Origin of the sequence: Paenibacillus sp. UASWS1643, assembly GCF_008693195.1 — a bacterium.
In the GTDB taxonomy this organism is placed as follows: domain Bacteria; phylum Bacillota; class Bacilli; order Paenibacillales; family Paenibacillaceae; genus Paenibacillus; species Paenibacillus amylolyticus_B.
The window spans coordinates 148,309-168,314 of the sequence record NZ_VXKZ01000108.1 but is presented as its reverse complement, the minus strand read 5'-3'; the positions used below and the strand labels follow the sequence as shown (position 1 = coordinate 168,314).

At 47.0% G+C, this 20,006-nt stretch carries 18 protein-coding genes; 5 read left to right on the top strand and 13 right to left on the bottom strand.

Going from position 1 to position 20,006, the window contains the following annotated elements; translation table 11 throughout:
* Positions 1-54: 54 nt before the first annotated feature.
* From FE296_RS15235 to moaA, 6 genes are read right to left on the bottom strand one after another with little or no spacing between them, the layout of a single operon-like run.
* Positions 55-1,566, bottom strand: coding sequence for a nitrate/nitrite transporter (locus FE296_RS15235; RefSeq protein WP_124116291.1), 1,512 nt, complete (start codon positions 1,564-1,566; stop codon positions 55-57).
* Entirely contained in the window at positions 1,567-2,292 is a 726-nt protein-coding gene (gene narI / locus FE296_RS15230) for a respiratory nitrate reductase subunit gamma (RefSeq protein WP_124116290.1), read from the bottom strand. It lies immediately after the preceding gene.
* Positions 2,289-2,951, bottom strand: coding sequence for a nitrate reductase molybdenum cofactor assembly chaperone (gene narJ / locus FE296_RS15225; protein ID WP_190945241.1), 663 nt, complete (start codon positions 2,949-2,951; stop codon positions 2,289-2,291). Before narJ ends, narI begins: the two co-directional genes overlap by 4 nt.
* 14 nt (positions 2,952-2,965) lie before the next feature.
* Positions 2,966-4,435 carry a nitrate reductase subunit beta gene (gene narH, locus FE296_RS15220; RefSeq protein WP_150365487.1) on the bottom strand — a complete coding sequence of 490 codons (1,470 nt, stop codon included), beginning with the start codon at positions 4,433-4,435 and terminating at the stop codon, positions 2,966-2,968.
* Positions 4,425-8,177, bottom strand: a complete 3,753-nt coding sequence (locus FE296_RS15215; RefSeq protein ID WP_150365486.1) for a nitrate reductase subunit alpha — start codon at positions 8,175-8,177, stop codon at positions 4,425-4,427. The genes narH and FE296_RS15215 overlap by 11 nt, the downstream gene beginning before the upstream one ends.
* Before the next feature lie 57 nt (positions 8,178-8,234).
* Positions 8,235-9,239 carry a GTP 3',8-cyclase MoaA gene (gene moaA / locus FE296_RS15210; protein WP_150365485.1) on the bottom strand — a complete coding sequence of 335 codons (1,005 nt, stop codon included), beginning with the start codon at positions 9,237-9,239 and terminating at the stop codon, positions 8,235-8,237.
* Between the two features lie 319 nt (positions 9,240-9,558).
* Between moaA and FE296_RS15205 the strand changes: the two genes are divergently transcribed.
* Genes FE296_RS15205 through FE296_RS15185 form a run of 5 tightly spaced genes read left to right on the top strand, consistent with a single transcriptional unit; the run spans position 9,559 to position 12,353 of the window.
* Positions 9,559-9,792, top strand: a complete 234-nt coding sequence (locus FE296_RS15205; RefSeq protein WP_036613358.1) for a DUF2249 domain-containing protein — start codon at positions 9,559-9,561, stop codon at positions 9,790-9,792.
* Positions 9,793-9,809: 17 nt separating this feature from the next.
* Positions 9,810-10,184, top strand: a complete 375-nt coding sequence (locus FE296_RS15200) for a hypothetical protein (protein WP_124116285.1) — start codon at positions 9,810-9,812, stop codon at positions 10,182-10,184.
* Positions 10,171-10,776 (top strand): DUF2249 domain-containing protein, encoded by a 606-nt coding sequence (locus FE296_RS15195; protein ID WP_124116284.1) that lies wholly within the window; start codon positions 10,171-10,173, stop codon positions 10,774-10,776. The genes FE296_RS15200 and FE296_RS15195 overlap by 14 nt, the downstream gene beginning before the upstream one ends.
* A gap of 13 nt (positions 10,777-10,789) precedes the next feature.
* Positions 10,790-12,022, top strand: a complete 1,233-nt coding sequence (locus FE296_RS15190; protein WP_150365483.1) for a hypothetical protein — start codon at positions 10,790-10,792, stop codon at positions 12,020-12,022.
* Between the two features lie 31 nt (positions 12,023-12,053).
* Positions 12,054-12,353 carry a metal-sulfur cluster assembly factor gene (locus tag FE296_RS15185; RefSeq protein ID WP_036613395.1) on the top strand — a complete coding sequence of 100 codons (300 nt, stop codon included), beginning with the start codon at positions 12,054-12,056 and terminating at the stop codon, positions 12,351-12,353.
* A 221-nt stretch (positions 12,354-12,574) separates the two neighbouring features.
* Here FE296_RS15185 and FE296_RS15180 read toward each other — a convergent pair whose 3' ends face one another.
* The 7 genes from FE296_RS15180 to FE296_RS15150 form a co-directional block, all read right to left on the bottom strand.
* Positions 12,575-12,916, bottom strand: coding sequence for a cupin domain-containing protein (locus tag FE296_RS15180; RefSeq protein ID WP_150365538.1), 342 nt, complete (start codon positions 12,914-12,916; stop codon positions 12,575-12,577).
* A gap of 142 nt (positions 12,917-13,058) precedes the next feature.
* Positions 13,059-15,017, bottom strand: coding sequence for an ABC transporter permease (locus FE296_RS15175; protein WP_150365482.1), 1,959 nt, complete (start codon positions 15,015-15,017; stop codon positions 13,059-13,061).
* Complete coding sequence (locus FE296_RS15170) at positions 14,992-15,762, bottom strand: ABC transporter ATP-binding protein (protein ID WP_017687815.1); 771 nt, start codon at positions 15,760-15,762, stop codon at positions 14,992-14,994. Before FE296_RS15170 ends, FE296_RS15175 begins: the two co-directional genes overlap by 26 nt.
* Before the next feature lie 192 nt (positions 15,763-15,954).
* On the bottom strand, positions 15,955-16,953 hold the full coding sequence (locus FE296_RS15165; protein ID WP_124116280.1) for a sensor histidine kinase: 999 nt from the start codon (positions 16,951-16,953) through the stop codon (positions 15,955-15,957).
* Positions 16,950-17,663, bottom strand: a complete 714-nt coding sequence (locus tag FE296_RS15160) for a response regulator transcription factor (protein WP_150365481.1) — start codon at positions 17,661-17,663, stop codon at positions 16,950-16,952. Before FE296_RS15160 ends, FE296_RS15165 begins: the two co-directional genes overlap by 4 nt.
* Before the next feature lie 83 nt (positions 17,664-17,746).
* Positions 17,747-18,721: a diacylglycerol kinase catalytic domain-containing protein gene (locus FE296_RS15155; protein ID WP_150365537.1), complete on the bottom strand. Its 975-nt coding sequence runs from the start codon at positions 18,719-18,721 to the stop codon at positions 17,747-17,749.
* A 71-nt stretch (positions 18,722-18,792) separates the two neighbouring features.
* Positions 18,793-19,836, bottom strand: coding sequence for an SPFH domain-containing protein (locus FE296_RS15150; protein WP_150365479.1), 1,044 nt, complete (start codon positions 19,834-19,836; stop codon positions 18,793-18,795).
* Positions 19,837-20,006 lie beyond the last annotated feature (170 nt).

Sequence of the window (20,006 nt, the reverse complement as noted above, 5' to 3'; positions counted from 1 at the left end):
GCCTGCAATCGATGTTAAGGTCTCTTGCTGTATGCACAATTACCGATACATGTATCAGGCGATTGTGAGCTCTGGCTTGCCCATGTCACTGAACATGCCCGCATAATATTTGACTTCGCCTGCTTCATTACGGATTGCCGTAATACTTAGCCATTCCTGATAGATGTCTCCATTTTTCTTCCGATTCCAGATCTCGCCCTGCCAATATCCTTTTTCACGTAATTCCAGCCATAATTGGTCATAGAAACGTTTATCCTGCTTACCGGATTTCAGCAGACTTGGCTTCTGTCCAACCGCCTCTTCAGCACTATAACCAGTGACCGCAGTAAAGGCCGGGTTCACGGATGTAATAACACTGTTCGTATCTGTGATCAGAATGGCTTCAATGGTACTCTCCAGAATGCTGGCAGATAACTGAAGCTTCTCCTGGTAGAACATCCAGATCACAAGTACCAGGCTGACCAACGCAATCTGAGACAAAGCCATGAAACCAATGGCATAATGACCCGTCATGCTGTACAACAAAGTCAACATCAACGGAGGGAAGAATCCACCCAGTCCCCCCATAGCGGAGATCACCCCATTCGCTACACCTGGTTGTTTGACGAAATACATTGGCACTAATTTGAAAATGGTTCCGTTACCTGTCCCTGCGCATAATGCCACAGTCAGACATCCAATCGTATAGATATAGAATGATGGCGCGAAGGATAATACAATCGCTGCAATCGTTAATCCGCCGAACACAAACATTAATATTTTGAACGGATTAAATCGATCTCCAAGCCAACCTCCTACGGGCCTCATAATGGTTGCAACGAGAATGAATCCCGCTGTACGAATACCTGCATCGACTTTATCCATCTGAAAGTGACTAACCAGAAAATTCGGCAAATAGACCGTAAACGCCACGAACGAGCCAAATGTCAGAAAATAAAACAAGCAGAGCAACCATAGTTTATTGTTGCGTGATATGGCCTTCAGTTGCTGCATAAGCGGAACATTAACACGTGTTTCCTTTTTGTCTCCCAGAGCAAAATTCAGCGCTGCCATTCCTAGTAGCAGAATACTGTAGAGCAGAACCGTCGTAGACCATCCCATACGATCAGCGATCAGCGGGGCTCCGAATGCAGACAGTGCTGTACCCAGGTTACCAATTCCGTAGATCCCGTTAACAAATCCATGTCGCTCTTTCGGATAATATTTGGGCAGTGAAGTTACACCGACGGAGAAGACAGCTCCACCAATACCGAGGAACAGTCCACCAATCACCAGATCACTGAACGACGTCGCTCGGCTAATCCACCATACCGGGGCCAGCAACAGGACAAAGCTGATCATGAAAATATTGCGTGCTCCATATCGATTCGTCCAATAACCAATCGGAATACGGGCAATCGATCCGATCAATACGGGAATCGCTGTCGCCCATGCAAGCTGGGAAGAAGTAAGCGCAATATCCTCTTTAATGAATGGCATGAGAGAGGACAGGATAACCCATACCATGAACCCAAGAACGAGACTTGCCGTTTGCAAGGGCAGTTGAATCTTTCCTTTATCTTGCATTTACATCGCCCTTTCCTTTTTTTGTTCCTGACCTGGATGCACAGCTCCATCTCTTCTGCGATACAACACATAACTGCGTTTCAAGTACCCCAGTGGCATACTCAGCATGTGAACCAGACGTGTAAATGGAAACACGCAGTACAGGACAAAGGTAAGCAGAATGTGTACTTTGAAGTTCATCGGTACCGTCTGCATCAGAACCGGATCAGGCTGAAATGCGATCAGACCGCGCAACCACGGATTAATCGTTGTTCGATAGTCGAAACCTGTGTGATTTACCGCATTAGCCGAGGTCGCCAGTATTCCGGTGACAATGACAATGATCAACATGGCAAGTGCCATCCAGTCCCCGATGCTGCTTGTTGCCCGCACTCTGCGAGCAACATAACGGCGAACCAGCAAAATGACAGCACCTGCAAATGCAATGATTCCCGCAGGCAGTCCTCCTGCAATAGCCATCAAGTGATATCCTTCATCACTCAGGCCAATCCAGCGATAGAACTCCACTGGAACAAGCAAACCGGCAATATGTCCGCAGATTACGGCGAATATCCCGATATGAAAGAGTAAACTGCCCCATTTTAGCATGCGTTTCTCCAGCATCTCACTGGACTTGGACGTCCAACTAAAAGGATTCGTCACATAACGCCAGATTGTCGCCGTAATACAGAAAACAATGACCATATAGGGAAGAGCGCCCCATAACAACAATTCCAGTGTACTCACCGATTCCCCCTCCTCATCTGGGCAGCGATCTGCATAAGATCTGCTGGTTGTTGGTTAACTGCTTCTTCTTGTTCTGGCACATCAGGGGCAGGAGGCTCAGGAATGACCTGTAATATCAGGCTGAGTAATGGTCCATAGGGGCTGTTCTGCCCCGTAATGCTTTCGCTCATTGTGACCAACGCCTTATGGCAACTGGAGAGCACCCCTAAGGCATCTTCCTCTGGAGCCTCAGCTACAAATTCAAGCACCACAGGCAGATAGTCCGGCAACTCACTTACTTCCATGTAAAATCCCGCAGCTTCGTATCTGCGCTTCAATTCAATCAAAGCCGGACCTCGATCCCGCTCATCGCCATGAAGAGCATATGTGAGATAGAGATTAGACTTTTTATCAAAATCGAATGTACGAACATAGGCATCCTGCCATTCAATCGAGCTTACCGCCTGTGCTTCATCCACAAATGTCAACAGAATCTGCTTCACCGTCTCATCCGAAATGGACTGTGCAGCTTCCTTAACACCTTGTAGTCCTTCTCTCCATTCTGTATCAGGATATTGCAGCAGATAGGAGATCAGTTTACAGACCATTCTTCTCGTATCCGTATCGTAATCAAGAGCCTGACCTGTTCCTTCATTGGTATCGGTCGTCATCGTTGTCATTGTCCCCTCTCCCATCAGAATACCCCGCAAGAACCTGGACCACCTGCAAAATCAAGTCCGCAGCTGCCCTGTTCGCTGAAGAGATCTTCCACTTCCTCACGGTGAGCTGGCGGGATGACAAAACGGTCATTGTATTTCGCAATAGCGAGCAGTCGGTACATGTCCTCCACTTCCTGAGCATCCATGCCTACTCTTTCCAGTAATTCCGATTCACTGGTCTTGCCCGTCTGCTGGTTACGCATGTGAATGCGCATAACTGCCATTTTCCGCAGTACTTCACGGATTCGATCCGTATCTCCTGCCGTAAGCAGATTTGCCAAATATTCCACGGGAATACGCATGTTATCAATCGCCGGGAAAATATCATTGGCCTCCAGTGAACTTCCCTGTCCCTCTACCCGATTGGTAATCGGGCTAAGTGGTGGAATGTACCACACCATTGGCATGGTGCGGTATTCAGGGTGAAGCGGGAGCGCAATTTTCCAGTCGATAACCATTTTATAAATAGGGGACTGCTGCGCTGCAATAATCCAATCCTCTGGAATTCCGGCCTCGCGGGCTTCACGAATCACCTCAGGGTCATTCGGATCAAGGAAAATATCCATCTGGGATTCATAGAGATCCTGATCATTTTCAACTGAAGCAGCGGCTTCAACACGGTCCGCATCATACAGCATCAAGCCGATATAACGGATCCGTCCTACACAGGTTTCGGAACAGATCGTTGGCAGACCCGCTTCAATCCGTGGGAAACAAAGAGTACATTTCTCGGCTTTGTTTGTCTGCCAGTTGAAATAGACTTTTTTGTAAGGACAGCTCGATACACAGAATCTCCATGCGCGGCATGCATTTTGGTCGACCAGTACAATGCCGTCTTCTTCCCGTTTGTACATCGCTCCGGAAGGACAGGAGGATACACATGCCGGGTTGAGACAGTGTTCACAGATTCGTGGCAGGTACATCATGAATACCTGTTCAAAATCCATTTTGATTGAATCTTCTACCCCCTTCATATTGGGATCTTCCATTCCGGTTATATGGGCACCTGCCAGATCATCTTCCCAGTTCGGACCCCACTCCAGATTCATATATTCACCCGTAATCTGGGATTTGGGTCTTGCTACAGGCTGATGTTTCTTCTCCGGACTGTTCGTCAGTTTCTCATACTCGTATGTCCATGGTTCATAATAATCATCAATCGTTGGTTGATCCGGGTTATGGAAAATGTTAAGCAAGCGTCTTGCACGTGTGCCGGACTTCAATTCCAGTTTGCCATTCTTCATCTCCCAGCCACCGCGATAACGCTCCTGATCCTCCCATTGTTTCGGATAACCGACCCCTGGCTTGGTCTCTACATTGTTCCAGTACATATACTCTGCACCTGGGCGATTGGTCCAGGTGTTCTTGCACGTTACACTACATGTATGGCACCCTATACATTTGTCCAGATTCATGACCATGCTGACTTGTGCTTTAATCTTCAAGCCAATCCACCTCCTGCAGTTTTCTAATGATGACGTTGAGGTCACGCTGGTTGCCTGTCGGGCCATAGTAGTTGAAGCCATAACTTAACTGGGCATAACCGCCAATCATATGTGTCGGCTTCACATGAATACGTGTCGGACTGTTATGTGTACCTCCACGTGTCTGTGATATGTTGGTGCCCGGAACGTTAATGTGACGGTCCTGAGCGTGATACATGAATGCCATGCCGCGAGGAATACGGTGCGTTACTACGGCTCTGGCAACGACTACCCCGTTACGGTTGAAACATTCGATCCAGTCGTTGTCAACGAGTCCCGCTTCTTCTGCATCTTCGTGGTTCATCCAGATTGTCGGGCCACCTCGGAACAGGGTCAGCATCGGCAGCGCATCATAGTACATACTATGGATCGACCACTTGTTATGCGGTGTCAGGTAGTTCAGGACGATTTCCTTGCCACCCTCAATCGGACGTTTGCTGTTGGGATGAAACGGCGTATGCTTCAGCACAGGTTTAAATGTCGCCAATGTCTCTCCGAACTCACGGAGCATCGCATGATCAATGTAGAACTGCTGTCTGCCTGTCAATGTACGCCACGGAATGAGGCGCTCCACATTGGTAGTGAATGGCGAATATCGACGTCCACCTTTTTCCGATCCGCTGAATGCAGGCGAGGTAATGACCGTTTTCGGTTTGGAAGTGATCTCGTCAAACGTAAAACATTCCTCCGACCGTTCCTCAGCCAAATCTTTCAGATGTAATGCTGTTTTCTGTTCAAGCGCCTCCCACGCACGCACAGCCATCTTACCGTTCGTTGTACTGGACAAGGTCAGAATGGCCTCCGCAACGTTACGGTCTGTGCTCAGATCCGGACATCCTTGTCCAATGCCATCTTTACGGTGCACACCCAGAATGCCCTTGAGTTTTTCATACTCTTCACTAGCTGACCAAGATATGCCTTTGGTGCCGATTGGTTTATCTTTCACCACAGGTCCAAGGCTGATCATTTTGTTATATACGGCAGAATAGTCACGTTCCACGACCTGAATATGTGGCATCGTTTTACCCGGGATTGCTTCACATTCTCCCGCACTCCAGTCTTTGATCTCTCCGTACGGTTGAGCAAGCTCATCCGGTGAATCATGCAAGAGCGGTGTAGCAATGATCTCCTTCTGCGGCCCATCGAATTGCTGCGTAGCCATCTCGGAGAATACACGTGCGATTTCCTTGAAAGTATCCCAGTCGGAACGGGATTCCCACTGCGTGGCTACCGCCGGGTTGAACGGATGAACGAACGGATGCATATCCGTACTGCTCAGATCGCTTTTCTCATACCAGGTCGCTGCTGGCAGCACAATATCGGAATACATCGCTGTACCTGCCATACGGAAATCCATGTTGATCATCAGGTCAAGCTTGCCTTCCGGTGCTTCATCCACCCACTCCACATGCTCTGGGCGCAGTCCATGATCGTCATCGTTCAGCAATCCGTTCGTTGCACCGAGCAAATGTTTCAGAAAATACTCATGCCCTTTGCCAGAACTTGAGATCAGATTCGCTCTCCAGACAAATAGTACACGCGGGAAGTTCGCCGGATCATCCGGTTGTTCGATCGAGAACTTCAGATTTTTGTTCTGTAGCTCGGAAGCAACATAAGCGCCAATCTCTTCCTTCGTCGTTGCTCCGGCCTGTAGTGCATCCTGATGCAGATCAATCGAGTTACGATTGAACTGTGGATAGGATGGAAGCCAGCCCATACGCGCAGCCATCACATTATAATCAGCCACATGCTGGAACCGCGGTTCACCTTCAAGCGCCGAAGTCAACTCTCCGACTTGGGTCTCCTCGTATCTCCATTGATCTGTTGCAAAGTAGAAGAAGGATGTTCCGTTCTGCAGACGTGCAGGTCCGGTCCAGTCACGAGCAAAGGCAATCGTCTGCCAGCCTTCAGCCGGACGCAGTTTCTCTTGACCGACATAATGGGCCCAGCCTCCACCGTTCACACCCTGACAACCTGTCATCAGAATTAAGTTAATGATGGCGCGATAGATGACGTCGGAGTTGTACCAGTGATTAATACCGGCTCCCATGATGATCATGGAACGACCTTTGGTATCAATCGCATTCTGTGCGAACTCACGTGCAATCTGTACGACTGTCTTTTGGTCCACACCAGTAATTTTCTCTTGCCACTCTGGAGTGAATGGTTTTACTTGTGTTGCATGCAAGATGTCGTCTCCATGGTTAACACGTACACTCAACTGTTCCACACCAGTGACTACTTCTGCTGAATCCGCTGAACGCGTCATTTCACGTTCAATTCCGTATTTGGCAAGTACCAGATCGTATACGGCTGTTACTGTAATCCATTTGTCTCCTAACCATATCTGACGTACAGGAATCTGCCGCTCCATGACGTGTTTTCCCTCATCATCAAAGTACGGCAGTTGAATGGTTACGAGGTCATGATGAACGCCGAGCATGGATAGTCTTGGATCAATCGGCTCACCGCTCTCCACCTGTTCCATTTTGAGATTCCATGTGCCTTCTTCACCCCAACGGAAGCCCAAACTTCCTTTGGGCATCGCATAGGTTCCACTGTTCTCATCGTATACAAGCGTTTTCCAAGCCATGTTATTACCTGTGATGCCCAGATCTTCCCCAACGAGAAATCTGCCTGCTGTGTGTATGCCGTCCTTTTCTTCCACAATCAGCAGATTTGGAAAGTCCGTATACTGTTTGGCATATTGCATGAAATAGTCCGTAGGCTTTTCAATATAAAACTCTTTCAGGATGACATGGCCCATAGCCATCGCCAGAGCGCCGTCCGTTCCTTGTTTTACCGACATCCACGTATCTGCGAATTTCACATACTCCGCATAATCCGGGCTGATCGACACCACTTTTGTTCCCCGATAACGTGCCTCAGCCAAGAAGTGTGCATCCGGTGTCCGCGTCATTGGCAGATTCGAGCCCCAAACCAGAATGTATCCCGAGTTGTACCAGTCACTGCTCTCTGGCACATCCGTTTGATCACCCCAGATCTGAGGTGAAGCCGGTGGCAGATCCGCATACCAGTCGTAGAAACTGAGCAATGGCGATCCCATCAGGGATAAAAACCGTGATCCTGCTGCATAACTGACCATCGACATGGCCGGAATCGGAGAGAAACCAATAATCCGGTCCGGTCCGTATTCTTTGATCGTATGAATTAGCGAAGCGGCAATAATCTGTGTCACTTCACCCCATGACGCGCGAATCAATCCACCTTTACCACGTACCGATTTGTATCTTTTCACTTTGGCCGGATCATCCGCAATGCTGGACCATGCTTGAACCGGGTCACCATGTGTCTGAAGCGCATCACGCCATAAGTCCAGCAGCGCACCACGTACGTAAGGATGTTTGACACGCAGCGGGCTGTACAGATACCATGAGAAACTCGCTCCACGTGGACAACCTCGTGGCTCAAATTCCGGCATATCCGGTCCAGTTGAAGGATAATCAGTAGCCTGCGTTTCCCAAGTGACAATGCCGTCTTTCACATAGATCTGCCAGCTGCATGATCCGGTACAATTGACGCCGTGTGTGGAACGCACCACTTTGTCATGCTGCCAGCGGCGGCGGTAGACATCTTCCCAATCCCGGTTAACCGGGGACATCTCACTCCAGCCCTCCGCACTTTTTTCACGTTTGGCAAAATATTTGAGTTTGCCCATCCAGGGCATGCTTTTGTTACTCATTGTTGTCCTCCCACATATATGACCTGTTGATGCAAGTTGAATCCTGAACTGCTGTTGCTACCCTCCGATTTGCGACATATGTCGCAGCGTTGGCGTGCCGTCAATCTGTTGCCCGTTTAAGGCTTTTAACATGTCATGTGTTTCGGGTTTGGCTCCGAGCGCCTTGTAAAATAAATCCTGCACCGCCTTGTCATCACCTACGAGCGGACGAACATTGAACTCATCTGACCAGTAGAGACAAGGTTTGATATTTCCGTCTGCTGTCAGCCTGAGCCGATTGCAATTTCCGCAGAAATGGCTGCTCACCGGGTGAATCAGACCAAAGGTTCCGGCAGCTCCCACAATGCGATAACTATCTGCCGGGCCATTGCCGTAAACTTCACCACAGCTTTTTTCGTAGTTCCATGATGCTCCGCATGTTTCCAGCACTTGTTCGAGTGGTAGATATCCTGATCTCCAGCCATCACCACTGTCACCTATGGGCATGTACTCAATAAAACGAATATCAATTCGATCATCCAGGGTCATACGCAGAAAATCTTCCACCTCATCGTCGTTCACGCCTTTCATGAGTACGACATTTAGCTTGATCGGATGAAATCCTGCTTGTTGGCTGGCTTTGATGCCGTCCAGCACACGTTGCACTTTACCGCCTCGTGTAATGCTTGCGAATCGCTCCGGCTTCAAGGAGTCGAGGCTAATGTTCACCCGGTTTAGTCCCGCAGCCTTCAGCAGATCCGCATAAGCTGCCAGATATATACCGTTCGTTGTCAATGCGATATCTTCAATTCCTGGAATGGCGGACAACATGGCAATCAGTTGATCCAGCCCCTTGCGAACAAGAGGCTCCCCTCCAGTTAAACGCAATTTCCTAATGCCTAATGGAGCAAGCGCCTTAACGATGGACGTGATTTCTTCATAGGACAGGATTCGTTCTGTCGGTTCAAACTGCATTCCTTCCTCCGGCATACAATACACACAGCGGAGATTACAGCGATCCGTAACCGAAATTCTTAAGTAATCATGTATTCTTCCAAACGGATCCATTAATTTCGATTCCATACACGTACCTCCCTTCTCTAGGGTGCTGTCTTCACATCAGCCGAAGGAGAAACCTGCTTCCTCTCATCGAGTGTCATCTTGACGCTAAATATAAGGATGTCTCGTTCGCTCAACTGTGCAAAATATCACAAGAAGTGAAACATAGCGCACAGTTGCACATCTATATATGCTCCGCAACCCTTTTCCAAACAGGATTTTGGTCTAAATAAGGCAAAATTATGGCAAAAGGAAATGTGTGAGCAGGCTCACAAAGACCCCTCTTCACATTTTCTATAATCAAATTGCAACACCACACTATCCCTATTTGGAGGAATGACACATGAACACATACGCAGCAACCATTAATGCCACAGAGTATCCACCGCATTTGAAACATAAAGTTATTTTCGAAACGTTTGATCAGTTGCAACCACAGGAATCCATGCTGCTCATTAACGATCACGATCCTAAGCCACTTCGATTCCAATTCCAGTCCACACATCCCGATGGCTTCAACTGGGAGTATATTGAGCAGGGTCCTACAACCTTCCAGGTCAAAATCAGCAAACTATAGATTGGAGCTGAACCGCTATGGCCCACGTTGAAATCATTGACGATACTACACTTCGCATCACGCTGAGGTTGGAAGATGCCCTAACCATGGTACAGATAGCACAGCGTGAGCAGGCCGAATATGCGCAAGAGATTATCACCATCTACGAAAAAATGTCTGTGTTCGAATACACTCATTTCTGTTTTTACGCCTATGACAGTGCAAGACTTTTTGAGCGTATGCTCGGGATGGACCCCAAAGCCTATCTGTCCTTCTCCCTCGATGCGCCGGAGTCATTCTTCTATGCGCTGTACGGTGGAATGGCCGCCCTGTATGAATCATCTCTGCAGTTGGTACAGCAGGCGGATGTAGCTAGTGCAGGATCGGATGTGAACGCACATGTCTCCATCTGACGTCCATATTGTTGAATTGGATGTGCGTCCTCATCTGAGTAAAAAGTTGGAGCCGTTTCAACTGATCATGGACACGGTCAAAGGCCTTCAGCATGAAGATGTATTTGTACTACATGCTCCATTTAAACCAACGCCACTACTCGGTATTCTCAAGATGAAAGGATACTCCAGCACATCGGAACGAAAAGGTTCAGATCACTGGGTTACCACGTTTGTGCACAAAAAAAACAAAACCGGTGCAAAAGCATTATCTGCAATGGTTTTATCTGGATCAGAAGTTAATTGGGAACCCCATTCAGATGAAGAATCAGCTTCATGCAAAGGACATTCAGAGGAGCAAGCTGTTGCGATTGAAAAATTTGAATCCCTACAGGCGCCCACCGTTATACTGGACAATCGCGGATTGGAACCGCCACAGCCAATGATGCGAACACTTGCCGCACTGGAACGTTGCAAACCTGGGGAAGTCGTACTGATTCACAATGACCGTGTGCCAGTTTTCTTGATTGAAGAGTTAAATAATCTCGGTTGCCCCTTCACGGTTGAGGATCAAGCCGATGGTACGGCCAAAGTGAGAATTGAAAAAGGGTAAGGAGGCAAAAGCCATGTCCAGGTTGCCGTTTCTTTTTATCATCACGGGCATCTTTGGATTTGTAATGTATCACGCATTCTCCCTGCTCTCGCTGACAGGCTGGCTTGGTGATGAACTCAGAGGACCCGAAGGCTGGTTTCATGCCCATCTGTTTGTGCTCGGGTGGGCAACCATGCTGGCTATGGGTGCCGTTTATCAGTTGAAACATGTTATTTTGCAATCCAATATTTACAGTCTGTTTCTTGGTTATTGTCATTATTTCTTGTTCAGTATCGGAATCGTGGGCATGTTATACGGCTTCATCCGTGCAGATGTCATCTGGATTGCCGGTTCTGCTACACTCGCGCTCTCGGGCATTCTGTTGTTTGCATGGAATATGGCCGTTACCCTCTTGCGTGCCTCACAGTGGAATCCGGTAACGATCAGTGCAGCTTGTTCCTGTCTTTATCTGGTTCTAACAGGGCTTTCCGGTATGCTGATGGGTCTGAATTTTGCCTTTGGTGATTGGAACGGTCTGCATGAACGCTTATTCGGTGCACATATCTGGATGGGAACACTTGGCTGGTTTGGCATGCTGATTACCGGCTTCAGTTACAAAATGCTTCCGATGTTCTACTTGTCCCACGATTATTCCATTCGACTGCAAAAAGTGGTCCTGGTTCTGTGGAATGCAGCTGTAGTTACAGGTGTTGTCGCATTTCTGACAGGTATCAAGGGAGGCCTGCTCTGGCTCGCGCTCCTACTTCTAACCGCAGCCCTTCTCTTCTATGTGTATCACTTGGAGCAAATTCAGGAGAAACGGCACAAAAGTAACCCAGGTCCGGGCATCCGCTGGTCTGTGTATGTAAGCCGTGCGTTTGCTGTATATGCTGTTGCCCTACTGATCTATTCCTCACAAGGAACTGAACTGCTGCTCCATCCACGTGTTGTTCTGCTGTCTGGATGGGTATATCTCGGGGGCTGGGTGTCTCTCACCATACTTGGCTATGCCTCCAAAATTGTGCCTTTTCTATGGTGGACCCACAAATATGGCAAGCAGGCAGGCAGACCGGGAACACCGTTGATGGCAGGTATGTTGAGTGAACGGTATGTCAATTGGGGTATGCTCGCCATGGTGGCTGGAAGCCTTTTGCTTGTCAGTGGAATTCTGATTAATCTGGCAGAGGTCATGATGGTTGGAGGGACGATTTTGTCTCTTGTCTCCATCGTTTATATAACAAATATTGCTCTGGTATTCAGACGTTAACATAAATAAGGTGGACTGGAGAGTGAACATGATGGAACAAACCACGCATTTGCTGGAATGTCTCAAGGAAGTATATGACCCTGAATTAGGTGTCAATATCGTTGACCTGGGTCTGGTGTATGAAGTAAGGGAAGAACCTGAACGGGTACATGTACGGATGACGCTGACTACGCCAGGTTGTCCGCTGCACGATACCATTGTTGGTGCGGTGAAATGGGTTTTGCAGGAAAATACGAATAAGACTGATATTGATGTTCAAGTGGTGTGGGAGCCACAATGGTCTCCACAGCTGATGTCGAATGAAGCCAAGGAAATGTTGGGATACTTCTAGACATAATGACAATACTCCGAATCAATGAACAAGTTGGCAGCAGAATACGAAGAAGCATACTTAAGATCTGATGTTCTCAGACCCAGGTATGCTTTTTATTTTGCGATGGAACAGAATCAAGGTATTTTTGAATAAAAATAAATAAGGAAACTCCAGAATAGAGTTTCCCTTATATTAGTGCCGTTCAGTGAATCATTCTATCGATTCCTTGATATTAGATGTTAGATGTCCTTGGCATACGATGCTGCTGGTACTTTATTTAACACCACGAACAAACGAACCTCCTGATCTCCTGTATTATGGAATGCGAACTCCACCTCACCGCCACAATGGATCACATCCTCTTGTTTCACCTCTTGTTCTTCACCATCCAAAATAAGTGTGCCTGTGCCTTCGACCACCAGCAAAATAACGTCTGTGCCCGGATGTTTATGAACGGGAAGCTGCTGACCTGGCAGGAAATGAAGTACAAAGGTCACTCCACCACCCTGTTGGAATAAAACCCGTTTCGTAAAACGGTCCTCACTGAATGCTTTGACTTCTTGCAGTGACGTAATACTCATCATAATCGTCCTCCTCGATAATATAATCTGTGAATACATTCATCTTATCGCAAGAAAACCCACATTTCCTTGATCTGAATCAAGGAATGCGGGCAATGAACAGATCGTGGTCGGTCCCTATGACCGTTTGTTTCTAAGATGGTTACACCATCATTTTGCGCAGAGAAGCGATATATCTCGAACGTATAACGATGAAATAAAACGTCTGTGCAAGTACAAAGGCACCAAATACAGTCAACACCGGCATCGTATAATTGGTAATCCCGAATTCAGTAAGAAATGGCTTAACCACGACCAAAGTTTCAATGATAGCTACTCCGATCGGTAAAAAGAACAAAATGGCAATCTGAACGGTGGATGATCGTTTCATCTCCTGGAAACTGAGACCCATTTTCGAAAGAGAATGCACCATCTTTCCATCCGCTTCAAGATCGGTATGCAGTCTGAAATACAAAAAGCTTGCGGAAGAGATCGAGAAGATTAACCCGATAAATATGCCCAGGAAGGTAAAGAGTGCTGTACCCTGTCTGTATCTCTCAAAATCACCGTACCGCGTACTCAGATATCCAGAGTGGTTATCCGTTGAAGCGTTGCTGCTTCGAATGGAATCCGCAGAGAATAGAAGTTGATCGCTGACCATGGCTTCCGAGGAGTGGCGGTCAGGTACCGCATGACCCCATGCAGGGATCTGATACAGATATTTACCAGATATCATATTCTCTTTGATCTGTTGGGCAATCTCTTCATACTTCTCATCCGGTAGGACAACTACACCTGTAGCATAAAGTAGGGTTCCAAACTTTGGATCGATATCTGTATCCGTAACCCGAGCTTCAAGTGCGCTATCATTCAGACTCAACGTCAACTTGTCTCCCTTCGCATAATTACGAAATCTGTTGCGCTCTATCTGAGCCTGATCCTTCTCATTGCGGGTATCCACAAATAAGACGGATCCAGCATCCAATTGGAACGTCTTTCTCCCTTGTGTCAGATTATATTGGTTGTAGTGACTAAGCGGCATAACCGAGACAGCACTCTGATCTGCAGCGGACCAGAAATATTCCAGATATATCTGTTGATAATCCAAGGCTCCAGCTTCAAGCATCGAATCAATAGCGCTCATATCCAATTGCTCCGCTGGTCTGAAGACATTGTATTGAATTGGAAAATCGTTGTTTGTAAACTGCTCCCGGTTCTCCTGATCCAGTGACAAAATTACAACTGCACTCATTGAAGCAATCGCAATGACCACGGTCACCATAAACAGCATGCGGGCATTATCCTTCATTTTATAGCTCATCTCTGAGATCCATAACAGACGTGTACCATGCCATACCGTTTTACGATTACGCTTCAATAAACGGATGATGAGCACGGAAAGTTGTGAATAGAAAAAATATGTTCCTGCTATCCCTGTTACTGCTGCAAGCATGATTGTTCCGCCATTTAACTCGCTACGGAGTACCATAAAACCTACTGTAAGTAAGGCAAAACCCAGAAGTGAGAAGAACCACGAAGCTTTGGGCTCTTTTTTAGGTTTGCTGGTCCCCGTCAAAAGTTCTAACGTCCGTTTGTTTCCGATAAAAACCAATGTGAAGAGTGAAATGCAGAAAAATAATAACAGAAAGGCCCCGATCGTAATCAGAATCGCTTTCACCGGAAAATAAAAGGACAGATCATCCATCCCGATAAAACGAGTAGTTAACATCAGGAACAGCTTGGACAACAACATACCTCCGCCGATACCGGCAATAATGGACAGACAGCCGATCAACATATTTTCCAATATGACCAATTTCCGAATCTGTCCAGGCTCCGCACCAAGTATGGTCAGAATGCCAAACTCTTTATTCCGTGATTTGAGAAAAGCACTGATGGAATACATGACAAAGAAAAAAGCAAACACGTACACGATAATTGAAGCGATCTGCATCCCCGTAGCAGTTGTGTCACCCATTGGCAACTCTGCCACATATGGATGATAGATAAATACTGCATAAGCGAAAAATATCATGACCATAAACACACTGCTTAGAAAAAAAGCAATATACGCTCGCCCATTGCGGCGAATGTTATTAAACGCGAACTGAGGAAAGCTCATGTGAATTCCCTCCCCAGAAGGATAAAGTATCAATGATCCGCTGGAAGAACGTCTGTCGATTATCTCCGCGGTGTACCTCGGCTGCCAGTTTTCCGTCCTTGATGAACACAATTCGGTTGCAATAACTTGCAGCAAGGGGATCATGTGTAACCAGCATAATGGTCGTTTTCTCTTGTTGATTAATCTGTTCAAGCGACTCCATGACGGCCTGAGATGAAGTAGAATCCAATGCGCCAGTAGGTTCATCCGCCAATACAATCGAAGGCATATTAATCATGGATCTGGCAATGGCTGTGCGCTGTCGCTGTCCGCCCGAGATTTCATACACTCGTTTATCCAGAATATGATCAATCCCAAGCTTGGCTGTAATACGGTGTAGTCTGCTCTCCATCTCCTTCAGTTTGACCTTGTCCAGTGTCAATGGAAGTACAATATTCTCGGCAACCGTCAGCGTGTCCAATAGATTGAAATCCTGAAAAACAAACCCGAGTTCCCGACGTCGGAACATGGCAAGTTCTTTCTTTTTCATATCAAACGGATTCATGCCATTAATCAGCACCTTGCCTGAGCTGGGTTCATCAATGGTGGAGACCATGTTTAACAAAGTTGTTTTGCCACTGCCCGACGGGCCCATAATACCCACAAACTCACCTTGCTTGATTGTCAGATGAATATCACTAAGGGCTTGAGTCTGCACTTTGCCCTGATATACTTTGTTCAGTCCCGATACTTGTAACATTTCCATGCATAATTCCCTCCTAATCCATCATTCTTTATACGTTAATTCTATTCTTATCCTAACTGACCTCCCATAACGGTGCTATCGAATTACCTTAAACTTCCCTTACAGTACGTTTAAGGTTCTGTTCCCCTGCCTCCATAACTTATTGTATCTATAAAAAAAACACCTCACCCATGGCTGTGGGCAAAGCGCTCTTTATTGCGGATATTTCGAATGAATCCAGCTAAATCTGACCAATGTTCCCTTATTCAGCTCCGAAAACAACTCTACCCGGTTATCCAGACGTGCACTGATCTCACGAACCAGATATAACCCCATCCCTGTGGATTCGTGGTATTGCCTGCCACGTTCACCTGTAAAATAGGGATTGAACACACGATGAATATCCTCGGACGAGATGCCGATTCCCTCATCCTGAATGTCCAGGATTGTACGCTCTTCCTGTTTATAGCCGGTAATGATCACTTTTTTGCCTGATTTGCTATCGGAATAGTTCACGGCATTGGTTAAAATCTGGGTGAACATGAACCGTAGCCACTTGGAATCACTGTATATCTGAAGGTCGCCCTCCATCCGGATATCCGGCGTAATGCCTCTGCGAATAAACAAACGTCGGTTCTCTGCAATGCTACTCCGAAGCACCTCATGCAGAGACAGCAGCTCTACACGAAAATCCCCTTCGAACTGTTCAAGCCGTGATGAATGCAAGACCATCTCAAGTCCTTTGCGCATTTTATCCAGCTCATCCTGAATACTGCCAGCCGTCTCATCGTCCACATCCTCCAAGGTCAGTTGGATAATGGACAACGGGGTCTTCATCTGATGAACCCAGCGATTCATGAATACCACCTGCTGTTCCTTACTGGTACGTAATTGACTTATCTCATTCTGCCGATTACGCTCCAGTTCATGTAACAATTCCTGGATGGCTTCCGGCACGACCGAATTTCCAAGCGTTTGGAAAGGCTCGTTTACCAGTTTACGTGGTTGTTCAAGTAGACGATAATACGCTCGCAGCTGGAGGTAACGTATGACCAGATAGATCAACAGCACAACAGTACTGATCAGCATGCCATAGAGAACAATCTTCATCGGACGACCCTCACCAGAGAGCCAGTAGACACACGGAACCAGCAGCATCTGTAACACATAAAATCCGACTAACATCAGGTGGTCTTTCAGGAAAAGTCTCATTTCCCTTTTCCCTGTGCGGTTGAACCCAGATCCAACACACGATAACCCGCTCCGCGAACCGTCTCCAAAATCTCTTCTGCACCCAGCTCCTTCAACTTCCGGCGAACACGTGTAATATAGACATTCAACGTATTATCATCGATAAAATGTTGATCTTCCCACATTTGTTCTAACAATTTTTCTCGGCTGACAACTCGCCCTGCCTTCGCCATTAGTGCTTCCACCAGTATCGCTTCCTTCTGTGTCAGCTCTATTGAACGTTGATCATATTCCAGTACAAATCGCTCAGGATAGAGGATCATGGGACCATTCGTAACTGTTACTTCCTGCTGAACAGCAGCGTAAGAACCATAGGCTCGGCGCAGCTGACTACGGACTTTGGCAAGAACGACTTCATATTGAAAGGGTTTTGTAATATAATCATCCGCTCCATGTTCCAACGCCATAATCTGATCCATACCACTATCACGAGCCGATATGAATAGAATGGGACATATGGAATGTGTGCGTATCTGCCTGCACCAGTAGTACCCATCATATTGAGGCAGATTCACATCCATCAGCACAAGATCCGGATTCACTTCCACAAATTCATCCAGTACATGACGAAAATCATCTGTGACCTGTACCTGGAATCCATTTCGGGTCAGATAAGCCGCCAGCAATCCTGCTAGCTTGGCATCATCTTCAACCAACAATATCGACTGCATCGTTAACCCTCTTTCCGTTTCCTGACGTCAGTGTATCACATCTAGTTACCCATTCTAGTCGGAAACGGCTTGAAAATAAAGGGTTAGACCACGAGACGCCCTCTCTTCTCTGCCAAACCAATGATAGCTTCCACTCCTGAATTAAACTCAAGAAAGTCCTGCTCGACCCCATCGCTGAAAATAACACCATCCTCTGGCATCTGGGATACAATGTGCAGTGGTTGCTTCGAATGGATCTGTCCAAACACCAGATTGGCAGCTGTCGTTCGGCTCGGAAAAGGTTCACGTACTGAAAAATATAAGTACGGCGCATCCCAGTTAAAATGATTCAGCTCCTGCCTGCTTCCATGAATGGATGAGGATGCAACAGCAAACTCAGCTTCAGAATTCATGTGCTTCCATGCCGCCGATCCTACAATTCCGGTGGCTCCGGCCAGCACACTTTTGAACCAGCCTGTCGATCCCATGCCTGTGGATACAATAATCCCACTAGAGGATTGTTGTTCAGTCGATGTACCCAAACGCACTTCATAACGAGCCGATACATGTGTCTTCCGACCAATGAACAGATCATTGACACCATATAGATACTGTCCATCATTTAGTTCCACTTTGGCGAGAGTGACTTCTTTCAATGTTCGTTGCTTTCGAATGACATCAGGAACAATGAAGCTCAGATCTTCCACGGTAAAAGGTAATAACACGCCATCCCACCGCATCGGGTCCGGGTTCACACCTATGAGCGGCTGCTCGGTAACGTATTTGAGGGTGTTGGCTACAAGCCCATCCTGTCCAACCACGACCACAATATCTTGCTCTCCAAAGATAAAATTGGGCACATGTTCCCGATCTATCGTTTGAACCCGTCCCAATTGACCCAGTTGCTGCTGTGCCTGCTGCACAGATAACCGATAACGACGGTCTTCCTCCATATAATCACTGAAGTCGGCGCCCAGACGTTCAATATAAAACTGAGCTTGCTGCACCGTGTTATATCGAACCATCAGCTCTTCCAGTCGGGTCCGGCGCTTCACCAGAATCAGCTTGTGTTCGCTCATTCGATCGTCCGGCGTAGCCTCATGACGTACTGATTTCCCTGCTTGTTCTGCCTGCTCTCTTCTTCCTAATCTCATCGTGCTCGACCTCCCTGATCTCTGCCCGGCGCGGGAGACATCAATCCCTGCAACAGATCCGGCGAGATATTAAGCTGTCCGATCTTGCCTGCATTTTCGGCCAGTTCCTGGAATGCTAGTGCGATCAGCTTATCAGAATTCATGCCCATGTTTGCCATCGCTTGCAGTACATTTGGCTGTACATGTTGCAACGAATTCATCACGGCAGCAATCTCATACGCTTTGGCATCGGCTTCCGCATTGTGATTGGCAATGGTTAATTCAATCAGTTGCTGCTTGCGTTCCTCCATCGCTGTATTGAACTGAAGCTGCTCCTGCTCCATCTCGTTTTGTTTCTGTTTCACCGAGCGTTCTGCCTGCAATTGGGTCTCACGAATTTGCTGTTTCTTTGTCTCCACGGCAATTTCGGTGTTCAGTTCGTTCTCCTTCACTCGTCTCTCCTGTTCAATCGATGCATTGCGACGCACATACAGCGCTTCATCTGCTTGACGTAAAATCTCTTCCCGCGCTTGTGCTTCCAATGCACGCATCGTCTCTTTATTGGGCAGAATGGCCAGGATGGATAGACTCATCAGCTCAACGCCCAGTTTCTCCAACTCTTCACTTTGCACAACTTCGCGTTTCATGCTGCTTGCCAGCCGTTCACTGGATTGAATGGCCTCCTTCAAGGGCACTTTTTCCAGATATTTCTTGGTTAGTACTTTCGCTGTGGTGATTACCCGTTGGTCCAGTTTGCCGGGGTCGTCGGAAATATACCGATTCTTGCGCAAATTGTATGTGTAATTCAGGCTCTGAGTTATTTTCAAATAATCTACAATGCGATAGCTTAGTTGTCCCTGCACTGTAACGGTCTGATAGTCCGCCGTAATCTCTTCGAACATGAATGGTACATCCACCGAGGACACGGGTAGGACTACTACCGATGTGGTCGGCTCATAGTAATAAAAGGACAATCCAACACCCTGACGTTTTACCTCACCATTTTTCACTTTCATTACATATTCACTGGGTTGAAACTTCGCAAATCGGAATCCAAACATGGCTCATTCCCCATTTCTTGATATTGTCGTTTTGATATTATCGAAATGATAACAAATGAATTTGATATTGTCAATACGACATTAACAAATGATTCATATGCCTATGTAGAGAAAGGGATGAAGTCTAAACCTCTTTTTTTCGAAAAAAGCAAAGAGACCGAATCAGTTGA

Coding starts and splice junctions, on each gene's coding strand:
- FE296_RS15185 (WP_036613395.1), top strand. CDS start 12,054: ATGGAACAAACCACGCATTTGCTGGAATGTCTCAAGGAAGTATATGAC.
- moaA (WP_150365485.1), bottom strand. CDS start 9,239: ATGGAATCGAAATTAATGGATCCGTTTGGAAGAATACATGATTACTTA.
- FE296_RS15175 (WP_150365482.1), bottom strand. CDS start 15,017: ATGAGCTTTCCTCAGTTCGCGTTTAATAACATTCGCCGCAATGGGCGA.
- FE296_RS15195 (WP_124116284.1), top strand. CDS start 10,171: ATGTCTCCATCTGACGTCCATATTGTTGAATTGGATGTGCGTCCTCAT.
- FE296_RS15155 (WP_150365537.1), bottom strand. CDS start 18,721: ATGAGCGAACACAAGCTGATTCTGGTGAAGCGCCGGACCCGACTGGAA.
- FE296_RS15170 (WP_017687815.1), bottom strand. CDS start 15,762: ATGGAAATGTTACAAGTATCGGGACTGAACAAAGTATATCAGGGCAAA.
- narJ (WP_190945241.1), bottom strand. CDS start 2,951: ATGACAACGATGACGACCGATACCAATGAAGGAACAGGTCAGGCTCTT.
- FE296_RS15235 (WP_124116291.1), bottom strand. CDS start 1,566: ATGCAAGATAAAGGAAAGATTCAACTGCCCTTGCAAACGGCAAGTCTC.
- FE296_RS15190 (WP_150365483.1), top strand. CDS start 10,790: ATGTCCAGGTTGCCGTTTCTTTTTATCATCACGGGCATCTTTGGATTT.
- FE296_RS15165 (WP_124116280.1), bottom strand. CDS start 16,953: ATGAGACTTTTCCTGAAAGACCACCTGATGTTAGTCGGATTTTATGTG.
- FE296_RS15180 (WP_150365538.1), bottom strand. CDS start 12,916: ATGAGTATTACGTCACTGCAAGAAGTCAAAGCATTCAGTGAGGACCGT.
- FE296_RS15160 (WP_150365481.1), bottom strand. CDS start 17,663: ATGCAGTCGATATTGTTGGTTGAAGATGATGCCAAGCTAGCAGGATTG.
- FE296_RS15200 (WP_124116285.1), top strand. CDS start 9,810: ATGGCCCACGTTGAAATCATTGACGATACTACACTTCGCATCACGCTG.
- FE296_RS15205 (WP_036613358.1), top strand. CDS start 9,559: ATGAACACATACGCAGCAACCATTAATGCCACAGAGTATCCACCGCAT.
- FE296_RS15150 (WP_150365479.1), bottom strand. CDS start 19,836: ATGTTTGGATTCCGATTTGCGAAGTTTCAACCCAGTGAATATGTAATG.
- FE296_RS15215 (WP_150365486.1), bottom strand. CDS start 8,177: ATGAGTAACAAAAGCATGCCCTGGATGGGCAAACTCAAATATTTTGCC.